This window comes from Meiothermus hypogaeus, from assembly GCF_003574035.1.
Classification (GTDB): domain Bacteria; phylum Deinococcota; class Deinococci; order Deinococcales; family Thermaceae; genus Meiothermus; species Meiothermus hypogaeus.
In genome coordinates this window covers 1-21,604 of record NZ_QWKY01000057.1, presented here as the reverse complement: position 1 = coordinate 21,604, position 21,604 = coordinate 1, and the positions used below count along the sequence as shown (strand labels likewise).

The 21,604-nt window shown below is 60.5% G+C and carries 22 protein-coding genes and 1 tRNA gene; 11 read left to right on the top strand and 12 right to left on the bottom strand.

The window, feature by feature from the left end; genetic code table 11:
- Nucleotides 1–226 precede the first annotated feature (226 nt).
- The 5 genes from mntR to Mhypo_RS13080 all read left to right on the top strand — a co-directional run bounded on the left by mntR (nucleotide 227) and on the right by Mhypo_RS13080 (nucleotide 5,115).
- Nucleotides 227–946 carry a manganese-dependent transcriptional regulator MntR gene (mntR, locus tag Mhypo_RS13100; protein ID WP_119341737.1) on the top strand — a complete coding sequence of 240 codons (720 nt, stop codon included), beginning with the start codon at nucleotides 227–229 and terminating at the stop codon, nucleotides 944–946.
- The gene (locus tag Mhypo_RS13095) at nucleotides 936–1,901 is read left to right on the top strand and encodes a metal ABC transporter solute-binding protein, Zn/Mn family (RefSeq protein ID WP_119341736.1); all 966 of its coding nucleotides are present in this window, start codon (nucleotides 936–938) and stop codon (nucleotides 1,899–1,901) included. Before mntR ends, Mhypo_RS13095 begins: the two co-directional genes overlap by 11 nt.
- Nucleotides 1,898–2,689, top strand: coding sequence for a metal ABC transporter ATP-binding protein (locus Mhypo_RS13090; RefSeq protein WP_119341735.1), 792 nt, complete (start codon nucleotides 1,898–1,900; stop codon nucleotides 2,687–2,689). Before Mhypo_RS13095 ends, Mhypo_RS13090 begins: the two co-directional genes overlap by 4 nt.
- A 196-nt stretch (nucleotides 2,690–2,885) precedes the next feature.
- On the top strand, nucleotides 2,886–4,019 hold the full coding sequence (locus tag Mhypo_RS13085) for a metal ABC transporter permease (protein ID WP_119341734.1): 1,134 nt from the start codon (nucleotides 2,886–2,888) through the stop codon (nucleotides 4,017–4,019).
- Nucleotide 4,020: 1 nt separating this feature from the next.
- The gene (locus Mhypo_RS13080) at nucleotides 4,021–5,115 is read left to right on the top strand and encodes a metal ABC transporter permease (protein WP_119341733.1); all 1,095 of its coding nucleotides are present in this window, start codon (nucleotides 4,021–4,023) and stop codon (nucleotides 5,113–5,115) included.
- A 40-nt stretch (nucleotides 5,116–5,155) separates the two neighbouring features.
- On the opposite strand, the gene Mhypo_RS13075 is transcribed toward Mhypo_RS13080, so the two are convergent.
- From Mhypo_RS13075 to argJ, 3 genes are read right to left on the bottom strand one after another with little or no spacing between them, the layout of a single operon-like run.
- A complete protein-coding gene (locus Mhypo_RS13075) occupies nucleotides 5,156–5,806 on the bottom strand; it encodes a hypothetical protein (protein WP_119341732.1) in 651 nt (216 codons plus the stop codon).
- 20 nt (nucleotides 5,807–5,826) lie between these two features.
- A complete protein-coding gene (locus tag Mhypo_RS13070; RefSeq protein ID WP_119341731.1) occupies nucleotides 5,827–6,285 on the bottom strand; it encodes a hypothetical protein in 459 nt (152 codons plus the stop codon).
- Between the two features lie 54 nt (nucleotides 6,286–6,339).
- Nucleotides 6,340–7,482 (bottom strand): bifunctional glutamate N-acetyltransferase/amino-acid acetyltransferase ArgJ, encoded by a 1,143-nt coding sequence (gene argJ / locus Mhypo_RS13065; RefSeq protein ID WP_119341730.1) that lies wholly within the window; start codon nucleotides 7,480–7,482, stop codon nucleotides 6,340–6,342.
- 297 nt (nucleotides 7,483–7,779) lie between these two features.
- Here argJ and Mhypo_RS13060 point away from each other — a divergent pair, with 297 nt between their 5' ends.
- Nucleotides 7,780–9,429 (top strand): glycosyltransferase, encoded by a 1,650-nt coding sequence (locus tag Mhypo_RS13060; RefSeq protein ID WP_119341729.1) that lies wholly within the window; start codon nucleotides 7,780–7,782, stop codon nucleotides 9,427–9,429.
- Between the two features lie 313 nt (nucleotides 9,430–9,742).
- Here the strand turns inward: Mhypo_RS13060 and hpf are convergent, their stop codons facing one another.
- Nucleotides 9,743–10,294 (bottom strand): ribosome hibernation-promoting factor, HPF/YfiA family, encoded by a 552-nt coding sequence (gene hpf / locus Mhypo_RS13055; RefSeq protein ID WP_119341728.1) that lies wholly within the window; start codon nucleotides 10,292–10,294, stop codon nucleotides 9,743–9,745.
- Between the two features lie 190 nt (nucleotides 10,295–10,484).
- On the bottom strand, nucleotides 10,485–11,171 hold the full coding sequence (gene ftsE, locus Mhypo_RS13050) for a cell division ATP-binding protein FtsE (RefSeq protein WP_119341727.1): 687 nt from the start codon (nucleotides 11,169–11,171) through the stop codon (nucleotides 10,485–10,487).
- A gap of 313 nt (nucleotides 11,172–11,484) precedes the next feature.
- Between ftsE and Mhypo_RS13045 the strand changes: the two genes are divergently transcribed.
- The 4 genes from Mhypo_RS13045 (at nucleotide 11,485) to Mhypo_RS13030 (ending at nucleotide 14,531) form a co-directional block, all read left to right on the top strand.
- Entirely contained in the window at nucleotides 11,485–12,801 is a 1,317-nt protein-coding gene (locus Mhypo_RS13045; protein ID WP_119341738.1) for a S41 family peptidase, read from the top strand.
- A gap of 81 nt (nucleotides 12,802–12,882) precedes the next feature.
- Nucleotides 12,883–13,626 (top strand): ABC transporter ATP-binding protein, encoded by a 744-nt coding sequence (locus Mhypo_RS13040; RefSeq protein ID WP_119341726.1) that lies wholly within the window; start codon nucleotides 12,883–12,885, stop codon nucleotides 13,624–13,626.
- Nucleotides 13,627–13,915: 289 nt separating this feature from the next.
- Nucleotides 13,916–14,416 (top strand): DNA cytosine methyltransferase, encoded by a 501-nt coding sequence (locus Mhypo_RS13035; protein ID WP_119341725.1) that lies wholly within the window; start codon nucleotides 13,916–13,918, stop codon nucleotides 14,414–14,416.
- Nucleotides 14,417–14,454: 38 nt separating this feature from the next.
- Nucleotides 14,455–14,531 (top strand) — tRNA-Ile (locus tag Mhypo_RS13030).
- An 81-nt stretch (nucleotides 14,532–14,612) separates the two neighbouring features.
- Here Mhypo_RS13030 and Mhypo_RS13025 read toward each other — a convergent pair.
- The 3 genes from Mhypo_RS13025 to Mhypo_RS13015 all read right to left on the bottom strand — a co-directional run bounded on the left by Mhypo_RS13025 (nucleotide 14,613) and on the right by Mhypo_RS13015 (nucleotide 18,459).
- Nucleotides 14,613–15,704, bottom strand: coding sequence for an anhydro-N-acetylmuramic acid kinase (locus Mhypo_RS13025; protein WP_119341724.1), 1,092 nt, complete (start codon nucleotides 15,702–15,704; stop codon nucleotides 14,613–14,615).
- Between the two features lie 131 nt (nucleotides 15,705–15,835).
- Nucleotides 15,836–17,113, bottom strand: coding sequence for a Glu/Leu/Phe/Val family dehydrogenase (locus Mhypo_RS13020; protein ID WP_119341723.1), 1,278 nt, complete (start codon nucleotides 17,111–17,113; stop codon nucleotides 15,836–15,838).
- Nucleotides 17,114–17,184: 71 nt separating this feature from the next.
- Entirely contained in the window at nucleotides 17,185–18,459 is a 1,275-nt protein-coding gene (locus Mhypo_RS13015) for a Glu/Leu/Phe/Val family dehydrogenase (RefSeq protein WP_119341722.1), read from the bottom strand.
- A 209-nt stretch (nucleotides 18,460–18,668) separates the two neighbouring features.
- Here Mhypo_RS13015 and Mhypo_RS13010 point away from each other — a divergent pair, with 209 nt between their 5' ends.
- A complete protein-coding gene (locus Mhypo_RS13010; RefSeq protein ID WP_119341721.1) occupies nucleotides 18,669–19,028 on the top strand; it encodes an acyl-CoA thioesterase in 360 nt (119 codons plus the stop codon).
- Between the two features lie 8 nt (nucleotides 19,029–19,036).
- On the opposite strand, the gene Mhypo_RS13005 is transcribed toward Mhypo_RS13010, so the two are convergent.
- The 4 genes from Mhypo_RS13005 to Mhypo_RS12990 all read right to left on the bottom strand — a co-directional run.
- Nucleotides 19,037–19,996: a polyprenyl synthetase family protein gene (locus Mhypo_RS13005; protein WP_119341720.1), complete on the bottom strand. Its 960-nt coding sequence runs from the start codon at nucleotides 19,994–19,996 to the stop codon at nucleotides 19,037–19,039.
- Between the two features lie 323 nt (nucleotides 19,997–20,319).
- Complete coding sequence (locus tag Mhypo_RS13000; protein ID WP_119341719.1) at nucleotides 20,320–20,715, bottom strand: hypothetical protein; 396 nt, start codon at nucleotides 20,713–20,715, stop codon at nucleotides 20,320–20,322.
- Nucleotides 20,712–21,353 (bottom strand): redox-sensing transcriptional repressor Rex, encoded by a 642-nt coding sequence (locus tag Mhypo_RS12995; protein WP_119341718.1) that lies wholly within the window; start codon nucleotides 21,351–21,353, stop codon nucleotides 20,712–20,714. Before Mhypo_RS12995 ends, Mhypo_RS13000 begins: the two co-directional genes overlap by 4 nt.
- 22 nt (nucleotides 21,354–21,375) lie before the next feature.
- The coding region (locus Mhypo_RS12990; RefSeq protein ID WP_147371354.1) for an SPOR domain-containing protein at nucleotides 21,376–21,604 on the bottom strand (229 nt) is incomplete at its 5' end.

Sequence of the window (21,604 nt, the reverse complement as noted above, 5' to 3'; positions counted from 1 at the left end):
CCAAGGGGCGGTATCGCCCTCCGCTACGCGGATAACTTCCAAGGGGCGGTATCGCCCTCCGCTACGCGGATAACTTCGGTCGGGTTAGTTCGTCACCCTTTGGTGACGAACTAACCGAATCTGGTATTACGCATGGCACTTGACAAAGATTTAGTCTTGCCTAAAAATAAAATCCTATTTATGAAGGCTCGCCTAAATACACCGGGCGGGTCTTGAGGGACAGCACATGCACAAGTTGACCAACCGAACCCCACTCTCTGAAGCCCAGGAAGACTACCTGAAGCAGGTGCTGCTCCTGGGCAGCGGAGGCGAGGGCCCTGGCCGATTGGAAGATACCCATCCGGTGTCCACCCAGTCGCTGGCCGATCAGATGCAGGTCAAGCCCGCTTCGGTAACCGGGATGCTGAAAAAACTGGCCGCGCTGGGGCTGGTGGAATACGAGGCCTACCGGGGTGTGCGACTCACCGAGGCGGGTTACCGGGTGGCCCTCGAGGTACTCCGCCACCACCGGCTGATCGAGGCCTATTTGCATGAGGCCCTGGGCTATGGCTGGGAAGAAGTACATGCCGAGGCAGAAAAGCTCGAGCACCACATCTCCGAAGCCTTCGAGGAGCGCATTGCCGAGTGGCTGGGCCACCCCTCCCACGACCCCCACGGCGACGCCATTCCCAGCGCAACCCTCGAGCTGCCCCCCACCACCCCCAACCGCCGCCTGAGCGCTTTGGAGCACGGTGTACGTGGCCTGGTGGCCCGGGTCGCTACCCAGGATCAGGACTCGCTCAACCTGCTGGCCCACCTGGGCCTCAAACCCGGCGCTGCTCTTCAACTGCTGGAGCAGGTAGCCGAGGGCAGCCGCATCCAGGTTGGAAAAGAGCGCTATCTGCTTCCCATGAGCCTGGCCCAGGTGCTGTGGGTGCACCTCGAGGGAGGCCCCCATGACGGATAAACAGCGGTGGCTTTCTGTGCTGAGCCTGCTAATACTGACTACCTGTCTTTTTCCTCAAGCCAGGGCCCAGCAGGACAAAATTGCCCAACTCCAGCCGATGCGGCAAATACCCCTCCAAATCGTGGCAACAGTCAATTTCGTTACCGACCTGGTACAGCAGGTCGGGGGCAACCGCGTGCGGGTCGAAGGCCTGATGGGGACCGGGGTAGATCCCCATCTCTACAAGGCTTCGGCGGGGGATGTACGCAAATTGCAGCAAGCCCACCTGATTTTCTACGCGGGGCTCCATCTGGAAGGAAAGATGGTAGAACTCCTCGAGCGCCTGCCCAGGGCCATCGCGGTCAGCGATGCCATTCCGCGCGAACGGCTGATCCGGCCCCCCGGGGGTTTTGGGGGTCAGTACACCTACGATCCGCACGTCTGGTTCGATGTCACCCTCTGGAAGCTAACGGTAACTCGTGTGCGGGATGCACTGAGCCAGATAGACCCAGCCGGAGCGGCCTACTATCGGGCCAACGCCGCGGCTTATGGTCGCCGCCTCGAGCAGCTCGATGCCTTCATTCGCCAGCAAATCGCGCAAGTTCCCGCCCAGCAGCGGGTGATGATCACCGCCCACGACGCCTTCGCCTACTTTGGGCGGCGCTATGGCCTCGAGGTGCGCGGCCTCCAAGGGGTCTCGACAGTGAGCGAGGCCGGAACCCGCGACGTACAGCAACTGGCCGATTTTATTGTCCAGCGAAGGATTCGTGCGGTCTTTGTGGAGTCCAGTGTACCCCAGAGGGCCCTCGAGGCGGTGGTGGCTGCCGTGCGGGCCCGAGGCTGGAATGTGGTCATAGGGGGCCAGCTTTTTTCCGATGCCGCCGGCAACCCCGGCACCCCCGAAGGAACCTATGTGGGCATGATGGAACACAACATCCGCACCATTGTGAGCGGGCTCCTGGGGAGGCAGCTATGACCGCCCAGCCCACCCCACCCGTCCCTGGCGCAAAGCCTGGAGCCCCGAGCCCCCTTAGCGTGCGCGACCTGACGGTGGTCTACCGCGAAAAGCCGGTGCTGTGGGACGTGGATCTGGAGGTGCCCGCCGGGCAGCTGTGCGCCGTTGTCGGCCCTAACGGGGCGGGCAAATCCACCCTGATTAAGGCCGTGCTGGGGCTGGTGCCCAGAGCCTCCGGACAGGTTTGGTTCTTCGGACAGACCTTAACCGAAGCCCGCACCCGGATTGGCTATGTGCCTCAGCGGGGCGCGGTGGACTGGGACTTCCCTACCAGTGTGCTGGACGTGGTGATTATGGGGCTCTATGGCAAGTTGGGCTGGTTCAAGCGGCCGGGTAAGCACGAACGCGAGGCAGCCCTGCGCTGCTTAGAGCAGGTCTCGATGCGGGAGTTCGCACACAGGCAAATCTCCCAACTATCTGGCGGACAACAACAACGGGTCTTCCTGGCCCGTGCGCTGGCCCAGGACGCCGACCTCTACTTTATGGATGAGCCTTTTGCCGGGGTAGACACCGTCACCGAGGACGCCATTTTGAAGGTGTTGCATGAGCTCAAAGGTCATGGAAAAACCGTGGTGGTTGTGCACCACGACTTAGAAACCGTGCGCGCCTACTTCGACCACCTGACCCTGCTCAACGTACAGGTGATTGCCAGCGGGCCCATGGACGAGGTCTTCACTGCCGAGAACCTGAGACAAACCTATGGCGAACGTATGATGACAGCTTCTTTGCCCATAACCCATCGTGGATAGCCGAAAGCGAATATGAAAGAGCAACAAAGTATTCGTCCTATGCAAGAACCCTCATTCCAAGCATCACGCAGCGCAACAAGGCACCTGGTATTGAATAAGAGCCAGCATTCCAAACGCCTCACCGGGCTCCCCTCTGTTTCAAAATGGGCCACCTTACCAGACCCTTGTCGTTCAACGCTAACGCTAAACCTTCGACATGCTTGAGCTTATATTGCAAATCTTCACCGACTATACCCTGCGCAATGTGGCCCTGGGTTCGGCTCTGTTGGGCGTGATTGGCGGGGTGCTGGGGGCTTTTACCATGCTGCGTCGGCAGAGTTTGCTGGGTGATGTGCTGGCCCATGCGGCGCTGCCGGGCATCTGTCTGGCCTTTATCCTCACGGGCTCCAAAGTGCCCCTCATTTTGCTCTTGGGTGGGGGCTTGGCCGGTTGGCTGGCTTCTTTGGGGGTGCTGGCCGTGTTGCGCCATAGCCGGCTGCCCGAAGACTCGGCCCTGGGCGTGATGCTCAGCAGCTTTTTTGGGTTTGGCATTGCCCTCCTGACCTTTATCCAGCACGGCAACAATGCCAACCAGGCGGGGCTGGATCAATTCATCTTCGGACAAGCTGCGACCATAGTGGCCTCGGATGTATTGAACTTTATGGTGTTGGGGGGGCTGGCCCTCTTCACCGTGGGTCTTTTCTACAAAGAATTCAAGCTGCTTTCCTTCGACCCGGATTATGCCCACAGCCTGGGCCTGCCGGTGCGCGGCCTGGGCACCCTGCTCACTTCACTGACGGTGCTGGCCGTGATGGTGGGGCTGCAAACCGTGGGGGTGGTCTTGATGGCGGCCATGCTGATTGCGCCGGCGGCGGCAGCCCGTCAATGGACGGATCGGCTCAGCAGCATGATTGGGCTCTCGGCGCTGTTTGGGGCCTTGGCCGGGGTAAGCGGGGCTCTGGTTTCGGCCAGCCGCGAGAACCTGCCCACCGGCCCACTGGTTATTCTCTCCATTAGCGCAATTCTGCTGGTTTCGCTGTTCCTGGCCCCTTTACGCGGGCTGGTGTGGGACTGGGTTCGTACCGGGCAAAACCGCCGCCGGATTTTCCTCGAGCGCCTCCTGCTGGACGCCCATGTGCTGCACAACCACGATGTCCTGACCGCCCAAACCCTGGCCCATCGCCGCCGCGAGTCGCCGGCAGCCGCCCAGCGGCATCTGGAGATGTTGCAGGCTCGAGGCTGGGTGCAGCCAGGCCACGCAGGCTACGCACTGACACCAGCCGGCCATCAAAAAGCCCACGAACTAGAACAGGCCATGCGGGTTCTGCCGAAAACGCTCGAGGGCACCTGATATGAACGCCGATTTGGTCATCATCGTCACGGCCATCCTGGTCTCTACCGCCGCAGCCCTGGTAGGCACCTTTCTGGTACTGCGCCGTATGGCCCTCTTATCCGATGCCATCTCCCATGCGGTTCTGCCGGGGATTGTGCTGGCCTACTGGCTCTCGGGGGGCGAGCGGGCTACCCTGCCCGCCTTGTTGGGAGCCGCCGCAGCGGGCCTGGTCACCGTGACCCTGGTGGAGTGGCTCACCCGCAGCGGCAAGGTCAAGAACGACGCCGCCATCGGCATCGTATTCCCGGCCCTGTTTAGCCTGGGGGTGCTGGCGGTATCGCTTTATTTCCGCCATGTGCACCTGGACATGGACGCAGTGCTCTACGGGGAAATTGCTTATGCGCCTTTCAACACCCTGGCCCTGTGGGGCCGCGAAATTCCCGAGTCGTGGTTGGTGATGGGTTCGCTGACCCTGCTCAACCTGCTCTTCGTGCTGCTGTTTTACAAAGAACTCAAGCTCTCCACCTTCGATGCAGGCCTGGCTGCTGCCCTGGGCTTCGCGCCGGGCGTATTGCATTACGCGCTGATGGCCCTGGTTTCCTTCACTTCGGTGGGGGCCTTCCAGTCGGTAGGGGCCATATTGATTGTGGCGTTCCTGATTATTCCTCCGGCCACGGCCTACCTGCTCACCCAGCGCCTGCCGGTGATGATCGGCCTGGCCGTGGGGGTGGGCGTGGTTTCCAGCCTGGCGGGCTACGGGCTGGCCATCTGGCTCGATGCCTCGATTGCCGGCATGATGGCCACGGTAGCCGGAATCTGCTTTGCTCTGGCTTTCCTTTTTTCGCCCCTGGGGGGCTATCTGACCACCCGGCTGCGCCGCGAACGAGAGCGCCTCGAGGTCGCTGCCCGTCTTTTGGTCGCCCACCTGGCCCACCACGAACGACCGGTTTCCGAGCAGGAAGTGCTGGCGGAGTTTGGTTGGAACCCAGCTTTCCTGCGCCGGACCAGAGATAAAGCCCTGCAGGAGGGCTGGCTCGAGGTCTTGAGAGACGGCATGCGCCCCACCCCCAGCGGGCTTGCCTTCAACAAAACCCGTTTTGCAGAGGATTTGTAACGCAAGCCCGCATCGGCTATTGGCTTTATTGCGGTGTCGCTCAGCGACTTACTTCCACACTGGTGCGGTTGCCCGCCGCATCTACTGCAATCAGGGTCACGCGGCGCACCGGAACCTCCACGTAGAAATTAACTTCCTTGCCCTTGGGCAGCGACAAAGGGCTAAAGGTGCGGTCGTATTGCAGGGTCACCCGATCCACCCCGGTATCGTCCAGCACGCGCCCCGAGATTTGCAGGCTCGACTCGGTACGGGCGGGGATTTCCTCCTCGCTGCCATCGGGCAGGGTACGCTTGCGGGCCGGTTGCACCACCGTCACCACCCGCTCGGCCCGCTCAATCACAACCTGTGGGGGACGCGCATCCAGCACCATCGGCAGGCGAACCGTGCGGGTCTGGCCGCTCATGTCGGTGGCATCTACCCTGATTTCCACCTGTCCCGACTGGGGGGCCTGCACCCGGAAGCTAAAGCGCACCAGCTTCTGCCCTCGGTTGGCCTCCGAAAGCAGCTCCTTCCCACCCGCCTTCACGCTTTGCACCCCGACATCGTCCAGGGCATACCCCTGAACCTGCAACGAACGCTGCGAAAGCACCCCACTTTTGGGCTGGGTGATGCCAATCAAGGGCGGCTGGGTATCCCCAGGCCGCTGACAAGATGAGAGCAGCAATAAAAAAAGAAGGGGCACGAAACGCACCCCTTCATCCTAGCAGTTGCTCAGGGTCTGAAAATTAGGCCCGCGCGCCCGTTGAAGTCCAGACCACCGACGCCTGCCACACCGCCCGTAAAGATGCCAAAGCCAACTTGCAGTTCGCCATAGACGCTAAAGGGTTGTCCCGGAAAGGCATACTCGATACCCGCCAGGCCGTGGGGGAAGATGTAGATGCCGCCCACCCCGCTGAAGGTCCAAAAGCCCACAGAAGCACCCGCGCCGGCAAACCAGCTCAGATCAAAGCCCGGGGCGGCAGGGATGGCTTGCTCCAAAATGATATAGTCAGCGCCAGCCCCCAGCCCAGCAAAAGCAAGGCCAGCGCCTACACGGAAGTTGCTGACCTGGTATTGCACACCGATCCAGGTCGGGAAGCCCGAGTAGAGGCCAAAACCCTCCGACTGAGCTTTGCCTAAAGAGCCAAACATCAACGCAAACAGGATCACTAGCGGTGCTAAACGTTTCATTTTTTGCTCACCTCCGAATGTAGTCTAGCATCTTTGCGTTATTTTTGCGTTATTTTAGGTGGTATAGAGCGCGTTAATTCGCACATAGCCCTCGGTAAGGTCGCACCCCCAGGCCATTCCTTGCCCCTCGCCCAAGCCCAGGTCGGCCTCTACCAGCACTTCTTCAGCTTGCATAGCCTGGCTGGCTGAGGCACGGTCAAAATCCAGCACCCGCCCGGCGTAGAGGGGGATGCCTTGCAGGACAATCCGAACCTTGTCAGGCTCGAGCGCCACCCCCGCCTTGCCCAGCGCCATCATGACGCGGCCCCAGTTGGGATCGTTGCCGTAGACGGCGCTTTTCCACAGGGGACTGGCCGCTACCGAGAGCGCGGCTTTGCGGGCTTCCGCGTCGCTAAAGGCCCCGGTTACTTTCACCGTGAGCAGCTTGGTGGCCCCTTCGCCGTCGCGGGCCAGCTTGCGGGCCAGCTCTACACAGACTTGTTCAACGGCTTGCCAGAACTCACCCAGATCCACCGGCCCCGCCGCGCCGTTGGTCATCAAAACGGCCATATCGTTGGTAGAGGTATCGGTATCCACCGTGACCTGATTGAAACTTCTGTCCACCACCCCCTGCCAGCCTCGGCGCAACTCTGCTTGGGGAACCTCGGCATCGGAGACGATGTAGGCCAGCATGGTAGCCATGTTGGGGGCAATCATGCCACTACCCTTGCACACCCCCACCACCCGGGCTCCGCTCTTTAAGGTGGCTTCGGCCATCTTGGGCACCAGGTCGGTGGTCAGGATGGCTTCCATGAAGGGGTCAATGTCCAGGCCCAAATGAATATTGGGCAGACCTGCTTCAATTTTCTCCACCGGCAAGGGCTGCCCAATGACCCCCGTGGAAGCGGTCAGGACAGCTTCGGGAGCGATATGCTGCTGGGCTGCGGCCAGTTCGGCCATCTGCCGGTCGGCCCAGAAACCCTGCGGGCCGGTAGCACAGTTAGCATTGCCCGCATTGACCACCACGGCTTGTAGCGGCCGACCACTTGCCAGCAGTTCTCGGCCCCGAATCACACAAGGAGCGGCGGCCTTGTTCAGGGTTCCGACAAAGGCCCAGTTGCATGGAGTCCTCGAGACCAAGAGGGCCAGGTCGGGCTTGCCCGAGGGCTTGATCCCAGCCTGGGTTGCACCCGCACGAAAACCAATGGGAAGTCGCATGATAGCAGCATATCCCTCCGTCCAGCGGTTGGGAAAGTGTGCGCCTTCGACCTCCCCAAGGGTTTCCTGGAAACGGGACTTGTTTTGTAGCTGCTCTGCACCAGTTCTAAAAAACCCTTACTTTTACAGGTCTTTGTGAACCTACCCTGCCAACACGACAACGTTACGGTTGCATAAAGTAAGCGTTAAGTTCGCTACTTTTCGCACACAGCGGGTTTTTCTCAGCTACCATGACGGTAATTGACGGTTGTAGAGCATCATTAGCCTCAACCATCGCCCTATCCAGATGGAGGCATTATGAGTGAAGTGTGGCTTGTTGGGTTGGTGCTGGGCATACTGCCGGTGTACACGCTGTTTTTTTGGAACGAACTGGTGTTCGATCTGGCCTATCTACTGCGCTTCCGCAGCCTGAAAAAGCAGACCCTGACCCCCGAAGAACTCGAGGCCGACCGGCCCCAACGCCTGGCGGTTTTGCTGCCCACCTGGCAGGATGCGCAGAACATCGGCCCGATGCTCCGGGCCACCCTGGGCTACACCAACTATTCCCCCCTGCACCTGGACTTTTTTGTGGGCGTCTACCCCAACGACCCCAAAACCCTGGAGGCCGCTGAGGCGCTTTCCCAGGAGTTCGTTAACGTGCACGTGGTGGTTTGCGACCGCCCCGGCCCCCTGCCCAGGGGGCGGTTGCTCAACTTCATGTACGGCTATCTCGAGCGCTTCGAGCGCAACAACCGGCTACGCTTCGAGGCCGTGGCCCTGCATAATGCACACGATGTAATCCATCCCTACACTTTCAAGCTCTACAGCACCCTGCTGCGTAAATATCCCGCCGTGCAGTTGCCGGTGCTCTCGCTACCATCGCAGAGCCCTTTTTGGAAACGTTGGCTGGAAGTAAGCTATGCCGGCGATTTTGCCGAAGAACAGCTTCGCCACCTGCCGCTTCGGGAACACCTAGGGGTTTTTGTACCCAACGCATCCAGCGGGTTTGCCTTACGCCGCGAACTTTTACCCCAGATGGTCAGCGATGGTCACATCTTTAACGAACAGGCGGACGCAACTGATTTCGACCCCGCCCTGCGGCTGTGGCGCATCGGCCAGCCGGTTCACTTTCACCTGCAACCCATCTGGCGTCTGGACGACCGCGGTCGAATACACCGTGAAATGATTGCAGTGCAGCAATCCTTTGGCCCCCATAACACCATCGGCCAAAACAAAACGCCCTGGACATATGGTCTGGGCAGGCGACTGCTCGGGCTGCTTCTGGGCCATCCCCCCCTCGAAGAGACCCGACTGCCCCAGCCGGGCAAGTATCTCCCCACCCTGCTCAATCTGGCCCAACTGATCGGTTTTCCCACCTTTATCTATGCCCTCTTGGCCCAATTCTCTGGCTGGCCTGCAGCCAATCATCCAGTGGTGGGTGGGATGCTGGCCCTCATTGGTGCAATTTTGCTGATTCGCTGGGCCATGCGTTACACGGCAGTACACTCCCTCTATGGCCCTCAGGTAGCACGCCAGGCTTCGTGGTTGCCGCCTGGTTTTCCCCTGCGCTGGATTTTGTTGGGTTTGCTGAACAAAATATCATCCAGGGCCACACCCGCCTACATGGGCGAAGCCCACCTCGAGGCCCGCCGGCTGCGCCTGGGTGACCAGCTGCTCTTCTACAACGACATCTCCGCAAAACAACTCGCACAGGCCATGCAAATGCAGAGCTACGGCATATATCGCCCTCGGTTGGGGGAAATTCTGGTGGCTGAGAATTTCATCAGCGAGCAGACCTTGCGCAAGCGACTGGCCGAGTTGCGCTGGACCAGAATGGCGGCCACCGTAGCCAAGCAAACCCAGGCCCTGAGCAACCCCACCTACTACCCCCGCACCCTGCACCGCCCTAAATCCGGGCAGGTGAACCAGGAAAAAAACCCCACCGTCCTCACCGATACCATGTTCTAAATACCAGATTTGCTTGATTCGTTACCGTTCGGCAACGAATCAACAGGGCCGAAGTTATCCGCATAGCGAAGGGCGATACCGCCCCTGGGAAGCAAGACGCTTTTTTCGCCGACCAACAGTGAAGGGCCATCGGCCCCCGGCTAGCGCCGGTACTCAAGGGAGGGGTGCTCTAGGATTCAAAAAAGACAGCCTCTGGTGTTTTTGGTTTTGTACACGGTCTTTTTGAATCCGGTGCTGCGGGCTGGTGACCTTGCACCAACAAAAAGATGCCGCCCGTTACGGCGGCATCTTTACGAAGCTTCGACTCTATTTTTTATGCGGTAGGTTCAATAAGACCATAATTGCCGTCGCGACGGCGGTAAATCACGTTGATCTGCTCGGTCTCGGAGTTGCGGAACACGAAGAAATCGTGGCCCAGGGCCTCCATTTCAAAGGTGGCATCCTCGGGGGTCATGGGTTTCATGTTGAAGCGCTTGGTGCGAACAATGCGCGGTGTGGCTTCTTCCTCGAGCTCAACCTGACCCGCCCCCATCATGACGGGCTCAGGAACCGCCTGGCGTGTCCGCTGGAAGTGACGTTCCTTGTAGCGCTTGAGCTGGTACTCGAGGCGGTCAATCGAGCGGTCTATGGCCGCATACATGTCGGGGTCGGACTCCTCCACCCGCACCATACCCCCCGGCACATTGACCTGAATCTCGGCCTTGGCCTTGCGCTCGACCCGCGGCCCCTGGGCCAGCGAGAGCACCACTCGAGCTTCTGCATTGTCTTCGAAGTGACGATCCAGCCGGGCCATTTTTTTGTCCAGGTAGTTCTTGAGGGCCTCGGTAATCTCGATTTGACGACCAACCAGCTTGTAGACGTTCATTCTCGCCCTCCAATCGCTGCCCGAGTTGGGTTTCCAGGCGGGGTTTCGGGAGGGGTGGAGGCTACTCGGAAACCTCCACTGGGTTTGGAAGTCCCGAAACTGTGGTCTGGGCTTTCAAAATGCCCCTCTAGCCTGGTGCCTTTATACTATCACCACCCCATGAGGGATATATGTCCAACGCCAATCCCTTCTACACCAGGCTATACCTGCCCTCCCGCTCGTCGCGCACCAGTTGCCCGGCCTTGAGCACCACCACCCGCTGGGGATAGGCTTCCACCAGGTCGCGGGAGTGGGTAGCCATCAGCACGGTGGCTCCCCTGGCATGCACCGATTTGAAAATTTCCAGCACCGCCAGCGCGTTGGCCGGGTCGAGGTTGCCGGTCGGTTCATCGGCCAGCAAGACCTGGGGGTCGCCCACCAGCGCCCGGGCAATCGCCACCCGCTGGGCCTCCCCCACCGAGAGTTCTTCGGGGTAGGCCCGCTTCTTATGGACAATCCCCACCTGGCGCAGTACGCGGGTGGTGCGGGTATCCCACTCGGTTTTGGGCACCCCCAGCACACGCAGGGTGAACAGCAGGTTCTCCTCCACGGTCATTTCCTTCAGGAGGCGGTGATCCTGAAACACCACTCCAATCCGGCGACGATGCAGGGCAATGCGGTCTCCACGCAGGGCCTTGAGGTTTTCTCCGGCAAAATACACCGCCCCCGAGCTGGGCTCGAGGCGCTTCAGAATCAGGTTGAGCAGGCTGGACTTGCCCGCACCTGAATGCCCCACCAGAAACACGAACTCGCCTTTTTTGACTTCCAGGTTCAGATCAAACAGGGCTTTGGTCTGGGTGCGGGGGTACTCGAGCGTCACCCGGTGGAAGTGAATCATCGGTACTCAGGGTACAACAAAGCGCCACCTTACAGGCCAGTGCAAGTTCACAGGATTTTGGGCACCACAAATGTCATACCGGATTCAAAAAGACAGTTTACAAAACCAAAAACACCAGAGGCTGTCTTTTTGAATCCTAGAGCACTCTCTTCGGTCGGGTTAGTTCGTCACCAAAGGGTGACGAACTAACCGAATCTGGTATCACATGGCTGAAGCCCAGGTGCTTTTGGCTTTCGGCCATCGGCTTTGTCCTTTAATGAACACTTCGCTCTCATCCATTGCCGCTACACTGTTGAGTTAGGTGAACGAAACCATGAAGCGCAGAGCCTGGTTAATCGCAGCGGGTGGCATTCTGGCTGCCCTGGTCTATGCCCAACTGTCGGGGGGAGCTGTCGAAGCCTTCAACCGCAACCCCAACGGACAAGCCCTGATACAAACCTATCAACTAATCCAAAATCAGTATTTGAGCCGCCTCGAGGCCGACAAGCTCAACCGGGTGCTGGAGGGCGGTATTCGGGGTATGATCGGGGCTCTGGACGACGAGTTTACCAGCTACTCCCCGCCCCAACGGGCCAGCCTGCGCAACCAGGACGTGCAGGGCGAGTTCTTTGGCATTGGTGCGACCCTAGCCCCCAACGAAAACGGCGGCGGCGCGCGGGTTCAGGGCGTGATTCGCGGCTTGCCCGCCTTCAACGCCGGAATTCGCGCAGGTGATGTGATTATCGAGGTCAACGGCGAGGACATGACCAAGCTTGACCTCAACGAAATCGTGGCTAAGATTCGCGGCCCCCAAAACACCAAAGTCACCGTTGGTGTTCGCCGCGATGGTACCAACGCGGTTTTGCGCTTCGAGATGATCCGGCAACGGGTGGAAATCATCTCGGTCTCCAAGACCATACTGCCTGGGAACGTGGGCTATGTGGCCCTAGAGACCTTCGGCAACGTGCGGGTAATTGAGCAACTGAATGCCGCCCTGAACGAGATGAAGCAGCGGGGGGTGCAAAAGCTGGTCTTCGACCTGCGCGACAACGGGGGCGGCCTGCTGGATCAGGGCTGCCAGGTAGCGCGGGCCTTCATCCGCGAAGGCCCCATCGTATACACCCGTACCCGTAGCGAAACCCGGCTCTACTGCGAGGCCAACGGACAGGTCGCCTGGAGCGGCCCGATGGTGGTGCTCATCAACGGCAACTCGGCCTCGGCCTCGGAGATCGTAGCAGGAGCCATGCAGGACACCGGGCGGGCCAGGGTGATCGGCGAAACATCCTTTGGCAAGGGCGTGGGACAGAACGTGATTGACCTGGCCAACGGCGGCGACCTAACCCTGGTCACCTTCGAGTGGCTCACCCCCAAGCGGCGGGGCATCAACAAGCAGGGCATCAAGCCCGATATCGAGGTCAAGGACACCCGCTTTGAGGTACCGGTGGCTTTCGAGGGCACCGGGGCTAAGCCGGGCGAAAACGTGACCATCAGCATCGGCGGCCAGACCTTTACGACTAAGGCCGACGACAAGGGCAAGTTCAGCTTTAGCCAGCCCCGCCCTGCTGTGAACCTGCCCGCCGAGCGCGGCCAGGCTGAGGTAGACCTGAACAAGGACGCCATCCTGCGCCGGGCGCTGGAAGAGCTCAGGTAGGTTTTTCATTACAGGCCGGGGCTATAGAGCAGGTTTTGCACCGTTGCTTTGGGCCTTCGGCCTTAGGCTTTAAGGGTGGCGATGATTCTGCTCGAAGATCTCAGCAAGCGGTATGGCCCGTTTGTTGCGCTGGATGGCCTGAATCTCGAGGTGCGTCCCGGCGAAACCCTGGCCCTTTTGGGGCCCAACGGGGCCGGCAAAAGTACGACCATCAAGGCGCTGGTCGGGTTGCTGCGGCCCAGCCGCGGCCGGGCGCTGGTGAACGGGGTGGATGTCTGGAAAGACCCGGTACGGGCCAAAGCCCAGTTTGGCTACGTGCCGGACCGGCCTTACCTGTACGGCAAGCTGTCGGGCCTCGAGCTCCTGCGCTTTGCGGCCGGGGTATACCGGCTTCCCAGAGCCCAGGCTGAGGCCCGCATCGAGGAGCTACTGGTGCAGTTTCGCCTGGATCGTTTTGCTTCCTCGCTGATTGAAACCTATTCACACGGTATGCGGCAAAAGCTCTCGCTGGCCCTGAGCCTGCTGCATGCGCCGCAGGCGCTCATTCTGGACGAGCCGATGGTAGGGCTCGACCCCCACGCCACCCGGCTGGTCAAAGACCTGCTCCACGCCTATTCCAAGGACGGGCGGGCGGTGCTGTACGCCACCCACCAGCTCCACCTCGCCGAGCAGGTTGCCGACCGGGTAGCCCTGGTGCACCGGGGCCGTTTGCTGGCCTTGGGCTCCCCTAAAGAACTCTTGCACCAGCACGGCTCAGCCGACCTCGAGGAGTTCTTCCTGCGGCTCACCGAGGATGCCAACCAACCCGAGCCCGTGCTGGTCTAGGCTCTTAGGGATTTCCTTGCTGCGAAGATACCCCATGGCGCGGCACGAGCCGTAATCCTCATATGGCCACCCGCTCAATCTGATTGCAACATACCAGGCTGAAAAGGAGTGGGCAAAGACAAAATATAGCCTTGTATGCGCTGGCTACCAGCTCACATCAAACTGCGCCGTAAGGAGCGCATTTTTTGGTGTTTGCAACAGGCAAAACCTCTACTGGATATGCCCTAAGGCACCGTTACGGCTCAGGTTTACTTTGTAGGAAAGGATATAATCCCATACGAGGCTAGAGATGCGGGGGCGCAATGTTTTTCTGTTGGTTCTGATCATCCTGATGGCGGTTTTCGCCTGGCGCAACTGGGCGGTATTTAGCGAGGAAAAAACGCTCTCGCTGATTTTTACCCAGATAACCGCACCTTTTGGCATCGTGATGCTTTCCATCATGGCGGTGCTGGTCGTGGTTTATTTCATGTACACGGTGGGGCTCGAGACCGCCGCTTTGCTCGAGGTCAAGAAATACGCCCGCGAGCTGCTTTCTGCTCGCAAGCTGGCCGACGAGGCCGAGGCCAGCCGCTTCTCCGAACTCAAGAAATGGCTCGAAGGGGAACTCGAGGCCATCAAAGCCCAGAGCCCAGCAGGGCTCGAGGCCAAACTTGAAGCACTCGTCGAGCGCATTGACCGGGTAGAACACGAGTTGCGCGAGGATATCGAGAAAGCCGGCAACACCCTGGCGGCCTACATCGGCGAACTCGAAGACCAGCTCACTGGCCAGGACAGGCATCCCCCGCGTTGAGCAAAACCGGCAAACCCGCTAAACTAAACCCTGCTTGGGGGCCGTTAGCTCAGTTGGTCAGAGCAAGCGACTCATAATCGCCAGGTCGCGGGTTCAAGTCCTGCACGGCCCACCAGTTTTTTGCAAGAACACCTAGTTCACTGTTTTGGAAGAGGCCTGGATGAGGTGACGCTGGGCGTGCCTTTTTCAGGCTGTTCTATTGGCTTCGGTGTGTGGATGGCAGCGTGATTTTTCCGGCGATAGCATCCCTCTGGGCACCTGTGGTCTGCTTGAGAATGTTGGGCAGCTCCAGGTAGCGAAGGTATCCCAGTATCGCAAAACAAAGCGCCTCACGGTGTTTGGAGTCAAGGCCTTTTTCTTCAAAGGTATATACCGGAACCGGCAGCAGCGTCCGGAGGTGTTGCATCAGGGTGGCGTTGTAGGCCCCCCCACCAGCTACCCAGATTTCATCCAGCCCGTGTGGGAGCACAAAATTCTGGTAGGCCATCGCAATCGAGCGAGCCGTGAACTCGGTCAGGGTGGCCAGCAGGTTGGCGGGGGGAAGTGCCGCATCTTCATCTAGAGTCTCCAGATTCCAGACTTCACGGCCTGTAGATTTGGGGGGCTTACGACCAAAGTAGGGGTGGGTTAGCCAGCGCTCAACCAGTACCGGGTCAGCCTTGCCCGAAGCGGCAATTGTTCCCCCGGTGTCCTGTTGTAGACCCAGTCGGCCTGCGGCCTCGTCGAGCAGGGCATTGCCGGGGCCAGTATCGAAGGCCAGCACCTTCTCGGGGTTCAGGTCGGCGGGCAAGTAGGTCAGGTTGGAGATGCCCCCAATGTTGTGTATGGCCCGGCTGACCCCCTTTTCTCCATAGAGCAGCAGGTCGGGGTAGGGCACGAAGGGCGCAGCCTCCCCGCCCAGGGCCATGTCCGAAGGCCGAAAATCCGACACCACCGGCACTTCCAGGGCCTCGGCCAGATAAGCCGGCTCGCCAATCTGCAAGGTGGCCTGGGGGGGTTCGTGCCAGACGGTCTGTCCGTGGGAAGCCACCAGACCTACCCGGCCTTTGAAAGGGGCCGCTGCTTCGGCATAAAAACGCCCCAGGGCGTGATGCAGCAGGGCCACCTCGCGGGTGGTGGCCTGCGATTTCAGGGTGCGGATAATCTGGGCCCGCAGGTCGGGCGGAAAGCGAACCTCTTTGTGCTCGAGCACGTGCCAGCGGAGCTTTGGAGGCCGCCCGTCCAGCTCAGCTAGCAACAAGTCCACCGCGTCTACCGAAGTGCCGGACATCAGGCCCAAAACGCGCATAATGGCTACTCTACCGCGTTTTGAGCGGGTTGGTCAGAATGGCTTTGACCAAACCACCTTGGAGAAGCCAAAGTACATCGTTGTAAAAGATAATCACTCACGGTCTCAGGTCGCAGACCAAAGACCCCTAGCTACGGGTACAACCCCAGTAAAGACCTTGCTTCCAGTACCCGCGTAGCTGCCACAATGTAAGCCGCCGTGCGCAGCGAGACTTTTTTATCCTGGGCCACCTGCCAGACCGCCTCAAACGACTGGCGCATGAGGCGCTCGAGCTTGGCATTAATTTCATCTTCCGTCCAGAAAAAGCTGTTGAAGTCTTGCACCCATTCAAAGTAGCTCACCGTGACGCCGCCTGCGTTGGCAATCACATCGGGGATGACCAGAATCCCCCGCTCACTCAGGATGTCGTCGGCAGCAGGGGTGGTAGGGCCGTTGGCCCCTTCAGCGATGATTTTGCACTGCACCTTCCAGGCGTTGGCTTCGGTTATTTGTTTTTCCAGGGCAGCCGGAACCAGGAACTCGCAGGGGGTGGTCAGTACCTCGGCGGCAGGAATGGGCTCGGCCTTGGGGTAGCCCTTCACACCGCCCATCTGCTTGACATGGACGGTGAGGTCGTAGGGGTCTATGCCGGCATCGTTGCGAATAGCTCCAGTCACATCCGAGACCGCCACGATTTTGGCCCCGTGGTCGTGGAAGATGCGGGCCGCTGCGTTGCCCACGTTGCCAAAGCCCTGTACCGCAACCCGGCTGCCTTCTACGGGCAGGCCAATTTTTTCCGCCGCCGCCACCGCCGTTACGAATACCCCGCGGCCCGTGGCGTCCTGTCGCCCCAGCGAACCCCCCACCGAGATGGGCTTGCCGGTGACCACCCCCGGTGCGGTGCGCCCCACGTTCATGGAGTAGGTGTCCATCATCCAGGCCATTTCGCGGGCCCCGGTGCCCATGTCGGGCGCAGGAATGTCTTTGTCCGGGCCGATGATGATGCCAATCTCGGAGGTGTAGCGCCGGGTCAGGCGCTCGATTTCGCCGGGGCTGAGCTTACGGGGATCCACCCGGATGCCTCCCTTGCCACCCCCGTAGGGCAGGCCCACAGCGGCGTTCTTGATGGTCATCCAGGCCGATAGCGCCATCACCTCGGAGAGGGTTACGTCCTGGTGGTAGCGAATCCCCCCCTTGGCGGGGCCGCGGAAGGTGTTGTGATGAACCCGGTAGCCCTCGAAGTGGGCTACCGAGCCATCGTCCATTTGCACCGGCACATCCACAATCAGGATGCGCTTGGGCCGTTTGAGGTCTTCGACCCAGAAGGCCAGTTTGCCCAGGTAAGGGGTGACGCGGTCAACCTGGGCCAGATAGATTTCCCAGGGGCCGATGTTATCGCTGCAAAGATAGGAAAGGGGTTCGGATTTCATGCGTTCCTCCACGGAGCGGATGGTTCATGGCTCATAGTTGGTATACGATGTGCTGCTAAAGCGGCCTCTGTTCAGGGGTACACCCCGCGTAAGCGGCTGGCCTCGTTAATTCGCTCGAGGGCCAGCGCATAGGCTCCCGCCCGCAGGTCGCCCTGCAAGGGTTTGGCCCGCTCGAGCACCGCCTGCAAGCTCTGGTGAATGAACTCACGCAGTTTTTGCTGCACTTCGCCTTCTTCAAAGAAAAGCATGGAGAGGTCTTGCACCCACTCCAGATACGAGAGCACCAGCCCGCCGCCGTTGGCCAGGATGTCCGGGACAATCTGCGTACCCTGGAGTTTGAGCAGGTATTCGGCCTCGGGGGTGATGGCCCCGTTGGCCCCCTCCAGGACCACCTGTGCGGCGATTTGCTTGGCGTTGCCCTCGTGGATGACGCCTTCCACAGCAGCCGGCACCAGATAGTTGACTTTGCAGGTTAGCAGTTCGTGGTTGGTGATGTACTGACCTCCGGGGAAGCCCTCGAGATGGCCATGCTCGGCGTAGTGGCGTTCGAGGGCCGCTATATCCAGCCCTTCGGGGTTGTAGACCCCGCCCCGGCTGGTGGAGATGGCCACCACCCGGATGCCCTCCTTGAGCGCATACCGGGCCACCGCACTGCCCACCTGCCCAAAACCCTGAATGGCCATGCTGGCGCCCACCACCGGCCACCCTTTGGCCTGGGCCAGATCGGACAGTACATAGACCAGCCCCTGGCCACCGCCTTCGTCTTTGGTGGCCACCCCCCCGAGCTGGGGTGGTTTGCCGGTCACCGCGCTCAGGGAAGTCTGGCCCCGGGTCATGGTAAAGGTGTCCTGGAACCAGGCCATCACGGTTTCGTTGGTGCCCACATCGGGGGCCAGCACGTCTTCATCGGGGCCAATCAGCTCGATGAGTTCAGTGACGTAGCGGCGCGAGAGGCGCTCGAGTTCGCGCCTCGAGAGCTTGTCCGGTTCTACCTCCACCCCGCCCGCCGAACCCCCAAAAGGCAGGCCAAACACCGCCGACTTCAGGGTCATCCAGGCGGCCATGCCACAGGTCTGGCCCAAGCCTACCTCCGGGTGGTAGCGCACCCCCCCCAGGGCCGGGCCCCGGGCGATGTTGTGGATCACCCGGTAAGCGGTAAAGTTCCGCACGCTGCCGTCGTCCATCACCACCGGCAGCGAGACCCCCACCAGGCGCTTGGGGTGGGTCAGGTACTGGATGGTGGCGGGGTGAATCTTGGCTACTTTGATGGTGGCCTCGAGGCGGCGCAAGAAGCTATCCCACAGGCTCGCATCTCCAGGGGGGCGGTAAGCGTTTCTGAGCGGCATTAAAGAACCTCCGTTTCGTAGGTCTTGGGGCCATTTTGTCACAGCCCGCATGGGCGTTTGACCCTAATTTCGACGATGAGTATACCCGCAGGCTGGTTTTGAAGAAACAAAAAGGCCCGAGGGTAAAGTGTGGGCATCGCGCACAAACTTCGGTATCAAGTAGATTGCCGACCCCTGCAACCAAGCGGTAGGCTGTGAGCGGTGATGGTATGAGCGAAGCCCGCACACTGGAACTGGTCTTTCCCGAACATGCCAACCCTGGCGGCAACGCCTTTGGGGGCTTTGTGCTGGGCCTAATGGACAAGGTAGGCTCCTACGCGGCCATCCGCCGGGCCCGCAAGCGCTGCGTGACCGTGCGGGTGGGCGAGGTGGTGTTCGAAGTGCCCATCAAGGTGGGCGACTTGCTCGAGGTCGTCGCTAAGGTCGTGCGGGTGGGACGTACCTCGCTCACGGTGGAGGTCGAGGTCTACCGCGAAAACCTGCGAGAACCCAGAATGCTCGCGACTAAGGGCAACCTCACCTATGTCGCCGTGGACGAAACCGGAAAGCCTACCCCAGTCGATGGGTAGATAACCCCCTACTTTACCCGCACCAGCTCACGTCGGGCCAGGGCCTCGAGTTCGTCGCGGTAAGCAGAATGGGGCAGTACCCGCAGGGCCGCAATGGCCTGCTCGACCCGCGCCGCAATGGCCCGGGTGACCTCGAGGCCGGCCCCAGAAAGCTCCGCCAGTTCTTGCAGGCGGGCAATATCGTGTGGCTCGCTGGCCCGGCGTTTGAAGATGGCTTCCACCTCTTCGGGATAGGCCTCCAACAGCCGCAAGGTAATAAGCGTCACCTTACCCTCACGCACATCGCCGCCCGCCGGTTTGCCCAGCACCTCTGGGGTACCCATCAAGTCCAGGTAGTCATCGCGCATCTGGAAGGCCTGCCCATACAAGGAGCCAAAGCGGGCCAGGGCCTCCCGCTCTTCCACCGGTGCATCCCCCAGCACCGCCGCCCCTTCACAGGCCACCCGCATCACCGAGGCCGTCTTGCCATCTATGATGCGCTCGTAGTTTTCCAGCGAGTAATCGTGTAAAGCGGCCACCTGAAACTGCAAGACCTCGGCCTCGGAAAGCTGCCGGGCGGTCTCGGCGAACATGGCCACCAGTTCCATGCGCCCGGTCTGGGCCAGGAGGGCCATCAGACGCGAAAGCAGGTAGTCGCCCGAGAGCACCGAGACCGCGTTGCCGTACTTGCGAAAGGCCGCCTCTTTGCCGCGCCGGGTCTCGGCATCGTCCACCAGATCGTCGTGCAGGAGCGAGGCCGAGTGCAGCAGCTCCACCGCCAAAGCCAGCTCCATCGCGCCCGGAACCCCGCCCAGCACGTTGCTAGCCAGAAACACCAGCCGGGGCCGCACCCGCTTGCCCCCTGCGGTTACCAGGTCTTCCTCGATGAGCTGAACAAACTCCACCTCTGACCGCACCACCGCCCGCAGGCGCGATTCGAACTCCGATAGCTGGGCTTCAAGGTCGAGGGTGAGGGGCTGGATACTCATCCCAACGATTATAGACCTCATCTCCCGGCGCAACCTAGGTTCGCGTCCATTTTTCAGGGCCGGTGCATAAAGTAAAACCTCTACTTCCTCCCCCAACGGGGGAGGCTAGGTGGGGGCCTAATACCCGGCCAGGTCGCCTGCCTACAAGCATTTTTTTGCAACACCGGCCGTCTAAAGCGCACTTAGCTAAGGTTTGCGGGGGTTCACGCACCGACCCTGATCCATTTTGCTGGCTGAGGGCCGAGCACGGCCTGGTCTGGTTATAAAACCGGGGCTACCAGGACAGCCGTTAGTCGTTTTTCAGAGGGGCATCTTTACCGTGCTTACGGATTGATAACTACCGGCGCAGGCAGCGTAACCGTGCGTACCGTTCCGTTGAGGCTTTGAGCCACATAACCGGTAATGGCCAGCGTACCGGGGTTCGCAGCAAATGTCAGATTTTGCGTCTGCTTAGGGCAGTCGTCAGCAGCGGTGGAGGGCGGGCACTCGGGCACACCAAACCCGCTAAGGGCGGGGCCTCCGGTCAGGTTGAGCTGGGCAACATACGCGGATGGGCTGCCCGGCAAGGGCTGCACTTCAAAAATGACCTCGTAGCCGCTCGCTGAGGGCCCAAACGATACCGAGTGAAACCGCACCGTAGGGATCCCAAAATCGGTTACAAAGTTGCCGCACCCCGCCAGCATAAAAGCGGCCACCACCAGGGCGATAAGTTTTTTCATCCAATCATCTCCTCTCTCCACTTGGGGTTGAGCACGAAGAACGAGAGTCTGCTCAGTCCGGCCAGAAAATCTACGTTCTCCACTGCCACTTCCTTGGGCACTTCCAGAACTGCCGGGGCAAAGTTCAGGATGCCCTTTATCCCTGACTCTACCAGACGATCGGCCACCGCTTGGGCCGAATCAGCAGGAACTGCCAGAAGGCCGAACTCGATGCGCCTTTCGGCTACGGCCCGGGGAAGATTGTCCATGCTTTCGACCTGCAAGCCCCTGAAGGTGGTAGTGATTTTGGAGGGATCGCGGTCAAAAAGACCCTTTAGCTCGAAAATCTCGCTGAAGCCGGGGTAGTCGGCGATGGCCTGGCCCAACCGGCCCATACCCACAATGCAAAGCCCCCAGCGGCGGTTGAGACCCAAAATTTGCCGCAGTTCCCGGCGTAAAATCTGCACCGTGTAGCCCACCCCCCGGGTTCCGTAGCTACCAAAGTACGAGAGGTCTTTGCGCACCTGGAAAGCGGTAACCTGGGCTTCCTCGGCCAGTTGTTCTGAGGAGGTGCGGTTGATACCTCGAGCCTCGAGGTCTTCCAGAATCCGCAGGTAGGTGACCAGGCGGGAGATGGCCGCACTGGGTACTTTAGCCATAGAAAACTCCTGTTGAAACCATCTAGCGAACCTCCAGAACCTCGAGGCCCCTGGCCCGCAGGGCCGCCGCAGCCGACGAAGCATCGTCCAGGGGGCCCACGCGCACCTTCACCAGGCCGCCTTCCTCCACCAGCACCACCGAATAGCCCGCTTGCCGCACCGTATCGACCACCGACTGAGCACTCTGGGCGTTGCGGAAAGCCCCTACCTGAAGGAAGCGGCTGGCGCTGGGGGCGGGTTCGGTCTGGGGT

Coding starts and splice junctions, on each gene's coding strand:
- mntR (WP_119341737.1), top strand. CDS start 227: ATGCACAAGTTGACCAACCGAACCCCACTCTCTGAAGCCCAGGAAGAC.
- Mhypo_RS13095 (WP_119341736.1), top strand. CDS start 936: ATGACGGATAAACAGCGGTGGCTTTCTGTGCTGAGCCTGCTAATACTG.
- Mhypo_RS13090 (WP_119341735.1), top strand. CDS start 1,898: ATGACCGCCCAGCCCACCCCACCCGTCCCTGGCGCAAAGCCTGGAGCC.
- Mhypo_RS13085 (WP_119341734.1), top strand. CDS start 2,886: ATGCTTGAGCTTATATTGCAAATCTTCACCGACTATACCCTGCGCAAT.
- Mhypo_RS13080 (WP_119341733.1), top strand. CDS start 4,021: ATGAACGCCGATTTGGTCATCATCGTCACGGCCATCCTGGTCTCTACC.
- Mhypo_RS13070 (WP_119341731.1), bottom strand. CDS start 6,285: ATGAAACGTTTAGCACCGCTAGTGATCCTGTTTGCGTTGATGTTTGGC.
- argJ (WP_119341730.1), bottom strand. CDS start 7,482: ATGCGACTTCCCATTGGTTTTCGTGCGGGTGCAACCCAGGCTGGGATC.
- Mhypo_RS13060 (WP_119341729.1), top strand. CDS start 7,780: ATGAGTGAAGTGTGGCTTGTTGGGTTGGTGCTGGGCATACTGCCGGTG.
- hpf (WP_119341728.1), bottom strand. CDS start 10,294: ATGAACGTCTACAAGCTGGTTGGTCGTCAAATCGAGATTACCGAGGCC.
- ftsE (WP_119341727.1), bottom strand. CDS start 11,171: ATGATTCACTTCCACCGGGTGACGCTCGAGTACCCCCGCACCCAGACC.
- Mhypo_RS13045 (WP_119341738.1), top strand. CDS start 11,485: ATGAAGCGCAGAGCCTGGTTAATCGCAGCGGGTGGCATTCTGGCTGCC.
- Mhypo_RS13040 (WP_119341726.1), top strand. CDS start 12,883: ATGATTCTGCTCGAAGATCTCAGCAAGCGGTATGGCCCGTTTGTTGCG.
- Mhypo_RS13035 (WP_119341725.1), top strand. CDS start 13,916: ATGCGGGGGCGCAATGTTTTTCTGTTGGTTCTGATCATCCTGATGGCG.
- Mhypo_RS13025 (WP_119341724.1), bottom strand. CDS start 15,704: ATGCGCGTTTTGGGCCTGATGTCCGGCACTTCGGTAGACGCGGTGGAC.
- Mhypo_RS13020 (WP_119341723.1), bottom strand. CDS start 17,113: ATGAAATCCGAACCCCTTTCCTATCTTTGCAGCGATAACATCGGCCCC.
- Mhypo_RS13015 (WP_119341722.1), bottom strand. CDS start 18,459: ATGCCGCTCAGAAACGCTTACCGCCCCCCTGGAGATGCGAGCCTGTGG.
- Mhypo_RS13010 (WP_119341721.1), top strand. CDS start 18,669: ATGAGCGAAGCCCGCACACTGGAACTGGTCTTTCCCGAACATGCCAAC.
- Mhypo_RS13005 (WP_119341720.1), bottom strand. CDS start 19,996: ATGAGTATCCAGCCCCTCACCCTCGACCTTGAAGCCCAGCTATCGGAG.
- Mhypo_RS13000 (WP_119341719.1), bottom strand. CDS start 20,715: ATGAAAAAACTTATCGCCCTGGTGGTGGCCGCTTTTATGCTGGCGGGG.
- Mhypo_RS12995 (WP_119341718.1), bottom strand. CDS start 21,353: ATGGCTAAAGTACCCAGTGCGGCCATCTCCCGCCTGGTCACCTACCTG.